The organism is Thermococcus aciditolerans, from assembly GCF_008152015.1.
Classification (GTDB): Archaea; Methanobacteriota_B; Thermococci; order Thermococcales; family Thermococcaceae; genus Thermococcus; species Thermococcus celericrescens.
In genome coordinates this window covers 253,885-266,502 of record NZ_CP041932.1, presented here as the reverse complement: position 1 = coordinate 266,502, position 12,618 = coordinate 253,885, and the positions used below count along the sequence as shown (strand labels likewise).

General features: G+C 57.3%; 9 protein-coding genes. 2 read left to right on the top strand and 7 right to left on the bottom strand.

Annotated features, from left to right (window positions below; translation table 11 throughout):
- The first annotated feature begins 112 nt into the window (after positions 1–112).
- Positions 113–2,251 (top strand): restriction endonuclease, encoded by a 2,139-nt coding sequence (locus FPV09_RS01375; RefSeq protein ID WP_148882094.1) that lies wholly within the window; start codon positions 113–115, stop codon positions 2,249–2,251.
- Here the strand turns inward: FPV09_RS01375 and FPV09_RS01370 are convergent, their stop codons facing one another.
- From FPV09_RS01370 to FPV09_RS01340, 7 genes are all read right to left on the bottom strand, one after another.
- Entirely contained in the window at positions 2,252–2,875 is a 624-nt protein-coding gene (locus FPV09_RS01370; protein WP_058939084.1) for a hypothetical protein, read from the bottom strand.
- An 82-nt stretch (positions 2,876–2,957) separates the two neighbouring features.
- A complete protein-coding gene (locus FPV09_RS01365; RefSeq protein ID WP_148882093.1) occupies positions 2,958–4,970 on the bottom strand; it encodes a metallophosphoesterase in 2,013 nt (670 codons plus the stop codon).
- A 64-nt stretch (positions 4,971–5,034) separates the two neighbouring features.
- Positions 5,035–5,631, bottom strand: a complete 597-nt coding sequence (locus FPV09_RS01360; RefSeq protein ID WP_148882092.1) for a DUF447 domain-containing protein — start codon at positions 5,629–5,631, stop codon at positions 5,035–5,037.
- A gap of 31 nt (positions 5,632–5,662) precedes the next feature.
- Positions 5,663–6,727, bottom strand: coding sequence for an ABC transporter ATP-binding protein (locus tag FPV09_RS01355; protein WP_148882091.1), 1,065 nt, complete (start codon positions 6,725–6,727; stop codon positions 5,663–5,665).
- A gap of 10 nt (positions 6,728–6,737) precedes the next feature.
- Positions 6,738–8,576: an ABC transporter permease gene (locus tag FPV09_RS01350; protein ID WP_148882090.1), complete on the bottom strand. Its 1,839-nt coding sequence runs from the start codon at positions 8,574–8,576 to the stop codon at positions 6,738–6,740.
- 150 nt (positions 8,577–8,726) lie between these two features.
- Positions 8,727–10,172, bottom strand: coding sequence for an ABC transporter substrate-binding protein (locus tag FPV09_RS01345; RefSeq protein ID WP_148882089.1), 1,446 nt, complete (start codon positions 10,170–10,172; stop codon positions 8,727–8,729).
- An 85-nt stretch (positions 10,173–10,257) separates the two neighbouring features.
- Complete coding sequence (locus FPV09_RS01340; RefSeq protein ID WP_148882088.1) at positions 10,258–11,307, bottom strand: CGP-CTERM sorting domain-containing protein; 1,050 nt, start codon at positions 11,305–11,307, stop codon at positions 10,258–10,260.
- Between the two features lie 155 nt (positions 11,308–11,462).
- Between FPV09_RS01340 and FPV09_RS01335 the strand changes: the two genes are divergently transcribed.
- On the top strand, positions 11,463–12,590 hold the full coding sequence (locus FPV09_RS01335) for a tyrosine--tRNA ligase (protein ID WP_148883590.1): 1,128 nt from the start codon (positions 11,463–11,465) through the stop codon (positions 12,588–12,590).
- Positions 12,591–12,618 lie beyond the last annotated feature (28 nt).

The following is a 12,618-nucleotide window of genomic DNA, read 5'->3' as shown; positions in this document are numbered from 1 at the left end:
TAAAAACTTATTTTGAACACCTGCGGTGATAACAGCGCCTCCGGGGAAAGAGATTTATAAAATAAGGACGAAAGAACCGTGATAATGGACTTCACTTTCATGGGTGAGACTGATGCCGTGGACCCCGGATTTAATAAGGCTGGCACCCAGGGAAACGCTTGTTGGAGACGTAATCGAGCTGCTGAAGAGAATGGGCTTCAGGGACTACGAGAGGGTGGCGGGCAGGAAGGAGTGGGGAATAGACGTCGTGGCAATAAGGGACGACCCCATAGCGGGGATCGAGAAGGTTGTTCTGGCGATTCACCCCAAGGGGCTGGCCTCTTCAAGGGACGTCAACGTCTTTGCGGACCTGGTAAACAAATACAAGGCGGATAAGGGAATACTGATATCCCCCGCAGGATTCACGAAGGACGCCAAGGTTCTGATATCCCGGGAGCACCGAGGAAGGGTGGTTCCATGGGACGGCGAGAAGCTCGCCTCCCTGTTCAACAACTACCGGATGAAACCGCCCGCCGATCTTGTGGAGCGGCTTAAGGCTGAGAGGGAGGCGGGAGAAGAAAAAGGCCCCCTGGAAGAGTTCGAGCTCGATGCCCCGCTTCTCCATGACTTTTCACCCGAGGCCGTGCTGAGGAAGGTGGCATCGTTCGCGGCTTCCAAATACCCCGTGAAGCCGGGGGAGGTGAAGCTTGAATCCATCGCGGTCTCCCTGTCCAGTGCGTACATATTCTCCTGGTCCGTCGAAGGGGATGGGGAGAAGGACAGGGCGGTGGTGTTTTCAGAGGATCGTATAGTCCTCAGGGCAACGCAGGACAAGGACCTGAGCGTTCCCGTAACCAAGGCCCTCCTAAACGATGGCTCGATTATCCGCGCCACGGAGCGGGAGGTGGAGGTTCCCATAAGTCCAAGCGAGGCGGTCTTTGTCCTTAAAGCCGTCGCCGCAAAAGAGCTCGGCGTTCCCGAGAGCAGGGTGACCATCCACGAGAGGAAGAAGGTCTACGTTCCCAAAGAGGCCAGACTCGAGGTCCGGGTGGGTGAAAACCTGGCCGGGGCCAGGGTCGATCTGGAGCGCGGAGAGGTAACCTTCGAGATGAACCCCCTGCCGGATGACTACTTCGTTGAGAGGGTCCGAGACATCGTTCGGAAGCAGACGGGGGAGGAAATCAGTGAGTATGAGCTCAAGAGGACAAACGGAAAGGTCAAGATATCGGGGAAGACGGGGCGCTTCTCATTTGAGGCTCAGTTCAACGGCTACACCGGCAGGCTTCTTGGGATGGAGGTTCTCATGAGCGACGATGCCCTCAGTGAACTCCTGAGAAACGCCTATCCTCAGGGCAGGGTCATCAACCTCGAGAAGGGCAAGAAAGCCGCCATCGCGGACATACTCCTTGATGCAGGTGTGGTCGTTGTCAGCGTCGATCTCACCGACGGCAGCTACGAGGAGGCCAGGAGGCTCCCATCACCCGAAGACGCCTTCGAAAACGCCAGGACTGTCATAGAGGGCAACTTTCCGCTGAGAGACCTGGCCATGGAATCATACCGTGTGCTGGAGCACAAATACCTGGAGCTGGTTCTTGAGAGCGCCGATGGAAAGGCCGTCGTGAAGGTGGACGGCTCGACGGGGGACGTCCTCGACTACCTCGTCGAGGTGACGCCCGACAGGGCGAAGGAGATAGTCTCCGAGAAGTATCCTGACTTTGAGATAAAATCCGTTGAGGGTACCGAAACCGAATACACCGTTACCGCCGAGAACGACCGCCACATGGTAACCGTCAGGGTCAGCAGGGACGGCAAGCTCATCGAGGAGGCGGACCGTGTTCTGAGAAGGGACCTCGCCGAAAGGATGGCCGTCGAGGCCGCGAAGGAGATAGACGAGGAGGCCATGGTAAGGTCCGTGACGCTCAACGAGAACTGGGAGGTCGAATTCGCCGGAAGAACGAAGGTTGGAAGGTTCGTCCTTCACAGAACCACGGGAGAGGTTCTGAAGAGCGACGTCCGCTTCACAGAGATGGCGATAAAGGAGTCATACCTCGCGCATGTGAGGGAGAAATACAAGGAAGAACGGCCAGCGGTGGAGCGCCTCGTCCTCTACGAGGAGAGGGGCTACGTCCACATCAAGGTGGCAGGGAAGGAGACCCTCTACTACGCGAGAATAGACACAAGAACCGGGAAGATAATAAATGAAGACAGGGCGCCGACAAAGGGAATAACGGCAAAGCTGAAGCAGCTTCAGCTGGACAGCAGATACAAGTGATCAGGCCATCAGCATGCTTTCTATCATCCTGATGGCTTCCATTATCTTTCTCTCGGGCTTTTCTTCGTTCTTCGGTATTTCGAGGTTTATAACGAGCCGCTCCTCCTTGTCGTCCTCGAAGTCGTATATCTCCAGCTCCTCCACCTCGACGTCCTCAAAGATGCTCTCCAGCTCCGGGCTGATGATCTTCTTGTCGTTGCCGTAGACCTCGACCCTGACAACGTCGTCCGTCGTTGAGGCGACGACGACTATGTCGTAGGCGCCGACCTTCTTGACGAAGCGCAGCGCACTCCCGTAGCCCTCCACTTCCTCCGTGAAGCCGAGCTGGCGCATGGTGCTCCTTATTGCCTCCGTCTTGCTCTTTATCCTGTTGAGAATCCTCTCACGGAGTTTGTAGCTCTCAAGGAGGGCCTTCTTTATTCCCTCTCCGGCTTCCTCGACGGTACCCTCCCATATGCCGGTGACCCGTATGCCGGATGAGGTGGGCTTGAGCTCTATCTTGATGGAATCAACGTCAAAGTCTCGCAGGTCGTCTATTTTAAGCTCGCTGAGCGTGAGAATGTCGAACTCCATCCTCACAATGTTCCCGAAGGCTTTGCCTTTGAACTTCACCTTCATCACCATGGGGGGCTTATGGGGACGGTTTAAAAACTCTTCCCTGGGGAGTGCGGCTGGCGCGATGGAAATATTAGAAAAGGGAAGGGGGTCACTTCCTCCTACTGAGGAGAACCGGGAGGAGTGCGAGGCCCACGATGAAGGCCGGGCCGCAGGTGCTTCCCCCGCTCTCAGTGGTCGTCTGGCTCGGGCTGCTGGTGCTAGTGCTTCCGCCGACGGTGTAGGTGGTCTCGCCGGTGTTGCTGTAGAAGTCGGTCGCGATCACCTTGATAGTGAACTCGTTTGCATCAACGCCCGGGATCTCGGTGTAGTAGGTGGCCTCGACCTCTGTCGGCTTCATCGAGAACGCCGGGTACTCTGCCAGAACCTTGCCGTCGCTGATTATCTGCACCTTCATGTCCCTGATTCCGACGTTGTCGTTGGCGGTGACGTAGACCTTGAACCTCTGTCCCGGCTTGGGCTTGCTGGGCATGAGGTAGCCTATCTTAACCTCGGGTGCCTGGGCATCCGTGCTCTTGACGACGGTTATCTGGCTGACGCCGGTTGGGACGGTGACGTTGAGGAGCATGTATTGGGTACCGCCAATCTCCCTCTCGCCGAGGACGGTGTAGGTTATGTTGGTGTGCTCCGGATCCACCTTGGCCCCTTCGGGTATCTCGAGGACGAAGGGGCCGCTGACTGCATTGTCAAGCTCGTTCACGAACTTGACGGCGGTTCCGTCTTCACCGTTCTGCCTGTAAACGATGAACTTTTGCGGTATCGGGAGGGAGCTTATGCCCTCGTGAAGGACGTCCCCCGCGAGCGGGAACTTCACGGTGCCGTTTTCATAGACGTAGATGACCTGCGAGCCGTACCAGCTCGGAGTGGTGTAGCCCCTGCTCTGGTCGGCCTGGCTCGGCGGGTTGCTGGTCTTGTCCGGGGCGCCGGTGGTGGTGACGGTGTAGAACCAGTGTTCGTTGCCCTCCTTGTCGATGTAGAGAACCGGCTTGTCCTTGTGGATGTGTCCGGCAAGGACGAGCCTGACGTTGTACTTCTCGACGAGCTGGAGGAAGGTTCTGGCTATCTCGTCGTACTCGCCGTTCTTGCCCTCCCAGTCCCAGCTTATGAAACCGGTCAGAGCCTGCCAGTCGCCGTCGTCAAAGGCGGTGTAACCCTTTATGGTTCCGCCCCACTTGCCGTCAGGGGTGCTGTACCAGAACGGGTGGTGGACGAGGACTATCGGTACCTTGTCAGGGTGGCTCTTGAGGACCTCCTCCATCCACTGGAGCTGCTCAAGCTCGGGGTGCCTCTCCTCGCCCCTGCTGTCGAGGCCTATGATGATGAAGTCCCCGATGACCTCGTAGAAGTACCTGGGGCCAACGTACTTGTTGTAGTAGGTCGGCGGGTGGTCGTGGTTGCCCTTTATGCTTATGAGCGGAGTTCCTGCCGCGGTTCCGTGGAGTATTGCCTCGTCGAACATCTTGTAGCCCTCGCTGTCGCCGTTGGTATCGACGTCGTCGCCCGTGCTGATTATGAGGTTGATGACGTTCTCACTCTGCAGGCCAGTCATGGCGTAGTACGTCATGAAGCTGTCGGCGGCGGTGTAGCTGTGCATCGCGTAGGGGTGGTCGCAGTACTGGAGTATCTCGGGAATGCTCTTCTGGAAGTAGTCCCCGCAGACGAATCCCATCTTGGAGCCGCTGGTGACGTGAAGGTCGCTGCCGTGGGCTATCCTGAGAACCGTTGGGGCGTCCTTCATGACCCACACGCCGTTGGGTATCGTGACCTCGCCCCTGTCGCTCTTGACGACGAGGAAGTAGACGTCCGGAACCGCGTCCTCCGGTATCTTGGCCTTGATGACGCCGTTCTCCGTGCCCACTATCTGGAGGTCGTAGGGCCCATGAAGTATGGAGACTATCTGAAGGGAATCTATGGCAACTCCCTCGACGGGGTGTATTTCAACTATGTCTCCGGGCTTTCCTATCGCTGGAACTCCCGGGAGCGGCTGAACGAGGATCTCTCCCGGTGTCACGCTGCTGCTTGAAGCGGCCCAGACGGTGCCCACTGGGGCCGCCGCTATGGTAAGCAGGGCCACCAAAAGCGCCATAAGCCTGCCTGCCTTCATGGTATCACCAAGAAAAGCTGAAATAAATCGGTTATAAGCTTTCCCTTGTCTGAGGGGCGCTCCTTTACTCACTTTCGTCCAGTGCCGCTCTTATAATCTCTGCCAGCTCCGAGCTCCCCCCGAACCGCAGGTAGGATGAATAGTTCTCGACTATCCTTCCGCGCAGCTTCTTGGCAGCCTCCATCTTCCCGTTCCTCAGGGCCACCCCCAGCCTGGTGAAGTCCACGGCCATCTCCAGGAGGTGCCAGTCAGCCCTGCTCGGCGGTTTGGGGGGCAGTCTTCCATCGATGATTCCCTCCGGCTCCAGCGAACACCTCAAAACGGAGGTTTTCCCCAGATTGTCCTCGTGGACTTCCTCGGTGAACATGACCGGTCCGTAAACCCCCGGGAGTCCCCGTATCCACCTGTGCGCCCCCCTGTCCTCGAACTCAAGCTCCACCGGCAGGTTGAGGGCGAGCTTTACGATCAGCTCAACGTCGTTGGTCACCTGAACCGACGCGTGTGGGTGCTCCCTCAGCTCCTTCGCACTTTTTCCACCAAAGAGCTTGAAAAACAGCCGGTTTCCGCCCCTTACAACGCCCACCGGGGCGGCATTTGATCTCGTGACGAGCAGAACCTCGTAGACCTGCCCCTCGTTGAGGAACTCCAAAAATCCACGCATGCGACCACCTAAATGAAATGGGAAAAGGGGTTTAAAGCTGCTGCTTCGGGAGGACGATGATGTCGTCCCTCTCGACGTAGAACGTCACCTGCTGGAGCGGCCTGAGTCCGGCTATCTCCCTGTCGCTGATGGTTCTGGCGATGATCCTGGTGTCCCCGAAGAGGCCAACGACCTCAATGAAGAAGCCGTAGTACTCGATGAGGTCAACGGTCCCGGTGAATGAGACCGCATTCTCGACAGGCTTGAGCTTTATCCTCTCGGGCCTGATGACTATGACGACGTCGTCGCTCTTGTCAGTATAGTGGAGGCCATCCAGCCGTATTCCTTCGAACTCGACGGAAACGCGGTCGCCGTTCCTCTCGACAACCTTGGCCGGGATGACGTTGGTCTTGCCCATGAAGCTGGCAACGAACTCCGTCCTCGGAGTCTCGTATATCTCCTTCGGTGTTCCCACCTGCTCGACGGTTCCGACGTTCATGACGGCAATCCTGTCGCTTATTGCCATGGCCTCCTCCTGATCGTGGGTGACGTAGATGACGGTGATGCCGAGCTCGCGCTGGATTCTCCTTATCTCGGAGCGCATCTCAAGCCTGAGCTTGGCGTCGAGGTTGCTCAGCGGCTCGTCCAGGAGGAGAACCTTGGGCTCGACGACGAGTGCCCTTGCTATTGCGACACGCTGCTGCTGACCTCCGGAAAGCTGGGTCGGGTAGCGGTCCGCGAAGCCCTCGAGCTTGACGAGTTCGAGGGCCCACTCGACCTTCTTCTTTATCTCGTCCTTCGAGAGCTTCTTGAGCTTGAGTCCGTAGGCGACGTTGTCGAAGACCGTCATGTGGGGCCACAGGGCGTAGTTCTGGAAGACGAGCACCGCACCGCGCTTGCTGGACGGGAGGTAGGTGACCTCCTCGTCGCCGAAGTGTATTGTGCCGCTGTCCGGGAAGTCCAGACCCGCTATTATCCTCAGCGTCGTGGACTTTCCACACCCGCTCGGTCCGAGCAGGGTGAAGAGCTCCCCGGCCTTTATATGAAGGTCTATCCCCTTAAGGGCAACCGTTTCTCCGAAGGTTTTGACGATGTTCTCAAGCTTGACGTCAACCATCCCAACCACCTCAGGTGAGACCTATGAATGAGTACCTCTGCTTGGTTATCACGTTGGCAAGGACTATGGCTATGATCTGAACAGTCATGAGGAAGACACCGAGCGCGGCCGCGAGGTTGGCGCTTCCGACGGCGCTCGTCATGAGCTCGACCATCCTGGCGGTTATCGGGTAGTACTCTGGGTTGATGGAACCGAGGGTGATGCCGACGCTGGTCTCGCTCATACAGTAGACGAAGCTCAGCATGGCTCCTCCAAGCAGGTTCAGGAGTATCAGGGGTATCAGAATTCCCGTCAGTGCCTTCCACCTTCCTGCGCCGAGGTTGAGCGCCGCCTCCTCGAGGGACACGTGAACCTGCTGGATTCCGGCCGATATGGAGCGCGCTGCGAAGGGCAGACGCCTGATTGAGTACGCCAGCACGAGAACCATCGCAGGGTTGAAACCGAGCAGGTTCGTGGGGTCGAGGGGCGTGTCCGGGAACACCTTGGCGAAGAAGAAAAAGTAGCTCATTGCTATGACGATACCCGGAACGGCTATGGGTATCGTTGAGAGGCTGTCGAGAACGGGCCCGAGCTGACTCTTCTTGAACCTGCTGGAGGCGTAGGAGGCGGTGAGCGACAGGAGGAGGATGACGATTATTGCGGCGGTGGAATACATGATGCTGTTCATGATAACGCGTTCAATGTCCGGCTGGGTTATAATGCTCTGGATGTGCGCGGTGGTAAAGCCCTCCGGCCAGGTTCCGACCCAGCTCTCGCTGAAGGCGAGGAGCACGACACCGATCTGTGGGAATATCGAGATGAGGAGCATCGGAAGGACGACGAGGTAGATGAGGGCCGCCTGCCAGCCCTTGGGCTTGGCCACGCGCGGCTTCCACCTTCCGCCCTTGCTGAGCATGGCGTACTGGCGCAGGCTGACGTACTTTCTGATGCCTAGGAACATCAGAATGGCGATGGTGAGCATTATGAGCGCGAGGGCGGCGAGCTGTGGGCTTCCAACGTTGAAACCGCTGGTGAAGGCGCTGTAGATCTGGAAGGACATGAGCTTCCTGGCGAGCGGGTTGCCCTGGAAGACTATCGGCGCGGCGAGGTCCTCAAGGCTGAAGATTCCAACGAGAGTGGCTCCCGCCGCGATTCCCGGGAGGGCAAGCGGGAATGTAACGGTTCTGAAGAGGTGGAACCCCCTGCTTCCGAGGTTCTCGGCCTGCTCCTCGAGGGTGGGGTCGATGTTGATGAAGCTCGCGTAGGCGTTGAGGTAAACTATCGGGTAGTAGGTCATCGCCTGGGCGACTATGACACCCACGAGACCGTCGATAACGATTCTGTGCGGGAATACGTGAAGGATATCGTAGAACAGCCAGTTTATCAGACCGTTGGGAAGGAACATCTTCTTGACGATGAAGACGTTGACGAAGGGCGTAACGAGGAGCGGCACGAAGAGGAGTATCCTCACGATATTCTTGCCCGGGAAGTCGTAGCGCGCCATGACGAAGGCGAAGACCGTTCCGAGTATCGTGGTCAGGATCATGACGCTCAGGGAGACTATTATGGAGTTGAGTATCACTCCGAAGTCAACGCCCTGGACGTAGTAGATCTGCTCCCCGTTGGGCAGGGTGACCAGTCTGGAGAACTCCCCAGTCGGCCAGCTGATGTAGTACTCCGACGTCAGTATGCTGGTGAACCAGTGGAATGAGAAGTGACCGTTGTACTCGAAGGCCACCGCGAGCATTGCCAGTACTGGGATTATCAGGAAGGCCACCAGGTACAGGAGTGGGAACAGGAACGAAGTCGTGACGACCGGATCGAACAGGGGTGTTCCAAAGAGTCTCTCGCTCCACTTGCTTACCTTCATTGAGCATCAACCTCCGTTCTACTTCTGACCATACCCGCCACTCTGAGTTGGTCGAGGTGGAGTCTATTTAAAGATTTCCAAAAATTTGTTGATTTGCTCATATTGAAAAAGTGCCAAAAAAGAATGGAAATTTGCAGGGAGGTATCAAACTCAACCAAGCATGCTGTTGAGGTCGTCGAGTACCTTCTGGTACTTGTCCATGGCACCCTGGCGCCACTCCTGGACGAGCTGGTCCTGGAAGTTCCTGTCCTTGACGATCCTGTCGTTTATCTTCTTGGCGTACTCCTCGGTGAAGGTAACGGTCTGACCGGTCTCGGGGTCCTTGAACTGTATCGGGGCGGTGAGCTCGTCCTTGAGCTGCTCGAACTGCTCCTTGGTTATCTTGCCGTCCTTGTAGGCCTGCACTATGGCGACCCATGCGTCGTGAAGCTTCTGGTTCGGGTCAACGAGGGTGGCCTTGAAGTAGTACTGGAGTGCGCTCACGGTCTCAAGGGCCCTCTTGTCGTCAAACTCGATTCCCTCGGCGTGTATGGCGTCATCGTAGGCCTTCTCAAGGGCGGGCCTGGCTTCGCCGTAGGTCTTGCCCTCGTTCTGGCCCTTGAAGATGACGTCGGCGTAGGGCTTGGTGATGGTCATGTCGAATATCTGCGGGTTGATCGGGAGCCTGTTCACGTCGGGGCTCATCCAGACGGCCTGGCCCTCGGTGAGAACCCAGTAGATGAAAGCCTGCGCCGCCTCAGGGTGCTTGGCGTTCTTGAGGAGCGCTATCGGGTCGCCGTTTATGATGCTCTCTCCCTTCGGGACGACGTAGAGACAGTCGGGGTTCTGCTGCATGGCGGTGTAACCGTAGAAGTCAATGGTGTTTCCTGCCGCTATCTCACCGTTGATAACGGCGTCCCTGACGGCGTCGCTGGCGAGGTAAACTTTGGAGTTAGCCGTGATGAGGGTCATGATGCGCCAGCCCTCCTCCCAGCCGAAGGCCTGGAGGATTATCTGGTATATCCTAGTGTTGGAGGTGCTCCTGGTTGGGTCGGCTATTCCGTACTGCGGCGGGTTGAGGGCCCAGTCCTCACTCGCTATGTCCTCCCACTTGTTCGGTATCTGAAGGTTCCACTTCTCGAGCTGCTTCTTGTTGACGGTGTATCCGAAGGAGGAGAGTGCGGCGGCTATCCAGTAAACTTTGCCGTCATCGTCCTTCCTTACCATGGGCATTCCCGCGAGCTCGGTCGGAAGCGGGTTGCCGAGGAGACCGAGAACCTTTTCGTCGGTTATCGGGGCGAGGTAGTTGGCCTTGTAGAGGTCGTCAAAGAGCGTCGGTCCGCCTCCCCAGCCAACGTCGGCTCCTTTGTCTATGTAGCTGGGCCAGAGGCTCTCCGGAACCTTGATGAACTTGATGTCCTCGATGTTGTACTGCTTGGCGACATCGCTCTGGAGGAAGGTCTGCTTGACCATGTACTGTATGGTCGCGTCGTGTCTGGTGACGATGACAAGGGTTATTCCGGAGGTTTCATCGCCGTTTCCTCCGCTTATGCAGCCGCTGGCCACGACGCTGAGGGCAAGAAGCAGGATAAAGCCAATTGCCACGGGCTTCTTCATGTTTATCACCTGGTTATGTCAATCGTGGGTGGTTCGAGAAACTTAATAAAAAATTAATGGTTCAACAAGCAAAAAATGGAGGAGATCACTTCCTCCTCCTGTAGAGGGCAAGCGGTATGAGGGCGAGACCGATCAGAGCCGCCGGACCGCAGGTGCTTCCGCCCTCGCTGGTCTCGGTCTGGCCGAGGTTCTGCTGGACGCTGATGGCCCAGTGGATGAAGTTGGTGACGAACTGCGGGCCGTCGAGGTCAACGCCGTGGTAGGTCGGGCTCCACATGGGCTCGTAGCCGCCGTAGGGGGTCTCGCCGCTGACAACGAGGACATTCTTCTTGTCCTCGAAGAGCTGGACAGCCATGAGCGGGAACTCACCGGTGTCGCCGGCGGTGTAGGCCTGGGCCGCCGGGTCGGTGTTCTCAACGATCTGACCGTCGGCGCTGGTGGTCACGATGATGTATATTCCATCGGCTATTCCGCCGTGGAGGCTCTGCCAGTTGCCGTTGTCGTCAACGTAGGCGACGACGCCCGGGCCGTGGAAGAGGACCTTGCCGCCGTTCTTGAAGTCCTTGGTGAGCATGTCCTTGTCGGGGGTTCCGCTGTCGGGGTTGACGAGGCCTATGACACGGTAGCCGGCACCGGCGTTGCTGGTGGCGTCCTCGGCGGAGCACTGGTCGAGCCTGAGGTTGGCACCGATGGCGTCGAGAATGGTGTCCACGAAGTCGATCCTCTGCGGGCCGTCACCGTAGTCGGAATCGCCCGCAACCCAGAGGATCCTGTTTCCGTCGTTCCACCACTGGACGATGGCCTGAACCTCGTCCGGGCTGAAGGCCTGGGTCGGCTGGCCGAGGATAAGGAAGTCCACGTCCTTGATGGCGTCGTAGGTTATCTTATCGCCGAGCTGCTTGATTCCAAGCTCATCGGCCTTCTCGGCCGGCCCAATATAAGCCCAGCTGACGTCGCTGATGGTCTTTACCATTCCCTCAGCGAGAACGTTGCCGTCCTTGTCGGTCAGAACTGCCAGACCCTTGTCGCTCTCGCCGTGGGCGAGGTCAACACCGACGGTCGTAGCACTGGCCATGGCAAATCCAAAAACACCAAAGAAAACAAACACCGCAAGTATTATTGCAGCCTTCCTCATGGTATCACCGGGTTATATAAGGCCGATGGAGTTATAAATCTTATGAACCGGAAAGTTTTTCGTCCCTGTTAAACTTTGAAGCCCTGCAGTGAGTTCCTTTTCGCCCTCAGTAAAACCCTTAAAGGCTTGTGCCGTTCAGGCTTCAGGTGGTGAGTATGGACATAGAAAAGAGGATGGAACTTATCGGGAGAAAGCCAACGGAGGAACTCCTGACCGCGGAGAACCTCAGGCACCTGCTCGAAGTCGGCGTTCCAATGCAGCACTACATCGGATTTGAGATAAGCGGTTACATTCACCTCGGAACCGGTTTGATGGCCGGAGCAAAGATAGCCGACCTTCAGAAGGCTGGAATCAAGACGAAGATTTTCTTAGCGGACTGGCACAGCTGGATAAACGACAAACTCGGTGGAGACCTCGAGGTCATCCAGAAGGTCGCGCTTAGCTACTTCAAGGAGGGCATGAAGCAGAGCATAAAGGTCATGGGCGGCGACCCTGAGGAGGTCGAGTTCGTTCTCGCGAGCGAGATACTGGAGAAGGGCGACTACTGGCAGACGGTCATAGACATCTCCAAGAACGTCACCCTCGCGAGAATGATGCGCTCCATAACCATCATGGGCCGTCAGATGGGTGAGGCCATAGACTTCGCCAAGCTAATCTACCCTGCGATGCAGGTGGCGGACATCTACTACCAGGGCGTCACCATAGCCCACGCCGGAATGGACCAGAGGAAGGCACACGTGATAGCAATCGAAGTGGCCCAGAAGCTCAAGTACCACGCCCTCGAGTGGAAGGGCGAGAAGCTCAAGCCGGTCGCTCTGCACCACCACCTCCTTCTCGGCCTTCAGGAGCCTCCGGTCTGGCCGATAGAGAGCGAGGAGCAGTTCAAAGAACTGAAGACCCAGATGAAGATGAGCAAGAGCAAACCCTACTCGGCGGTCTTCATCCACGACACTCCTGAGGAGATAAAGCAGAAGCTCAGGAAGGCCTTCTGTCCAGCGAAAGAGGTCAAGTACAACCCCGTCCTCGACTGGGCCGAGTACATAATCTTCCGCGAGGAGCCGACGGAGTTCACAATACACAGGCCCGCCAAGTTCGGCGGCGACGTCACCTACACGACCATCGAGGAGCTCAAGAGGGACTTTGCCGAGGGCAAGCTCCACCCGCTCGACCTCAAGAATGCCGTCGCCGAGTACCTCATCGAACTCCTCAAGCCGGTCAGGGAGTACTTCGAGAGGAATCCCGAGCCGCTTGAGCTGATGCGGGAGATAAAGATCACCCGCTGATTTTTCCTTCCCTTTTAGATGGTGGAGC

Excerpts from the sequence above, each read along its gene's own strand:
- FPV09_RS01375 (WP_148882094.1), top strand. The coding sequence starts at position 113 with ATGCCGTGGACCCCGGATTTAATAAGGCTGGCACCCAGGGAAACGCTT.
- FPV09_RS01370 (WP_058939084.1), bottom strand. The coding sequence starts at position 2,875 with ATGGTGATGAAGGTGAAGTTCAAAGGCAAAGCCTTCGGGAACATTGTG.
- FPV09_RS01365 (WP_148882093.1), bottom strand. The coding sequence starts at position 4,970 with ATGAAGGCAGGCAGGCTTATGGCGCTTTTGGTGGCCCTGCTTACCATA.
- FPV09_RS01360 (WP_148882092.1), bottom strand. The coding sequence starts at position 5,631 with ATGCGTGGATTTTTGGAGTTCCTCAACGAGGGGCAGGTCTACGAGGTT.
- FPV09_RS01355 (WP_148882091.1), bottom strand. The coding sequence starts at position 6,727 with ATGGTTGACGTCAAGCTTGAGAACATCGTCAAAACCTTCGGAGAAACG.
- FPV09_RS01350 (WP_148882090.1), bottom strand. The coding sequence starts at position 8,576 with ATGAAGGTAAGCAAGTGGAGCGAGAGACTCTTTGGAACACCCCTGTTC.
- FPV09_RS01345 (WP_148882089.1), bottom strand. The coding sequence starts at position 10,172 with ATGAAGAAGCCCGTGGCAATTGGCTTTATCCTGCTTCTTGCCCTCAGC.
- FPV09_RS01340 (WP_148882088.1), bottom strand. The coding sequence starts at position 11,307 with ATGAGGAAGGCTGCAATAATACTTGCGGTGTTTGTTTTCTTTGGTGTT.
- FPV09_RS01335 (WP_148883590.1), top strand. The coding sequence starts at position 11,463 with ATGGACATAGAAAAGAGGATGGAACTTATCGGGAGAAAGCCAACGGAG.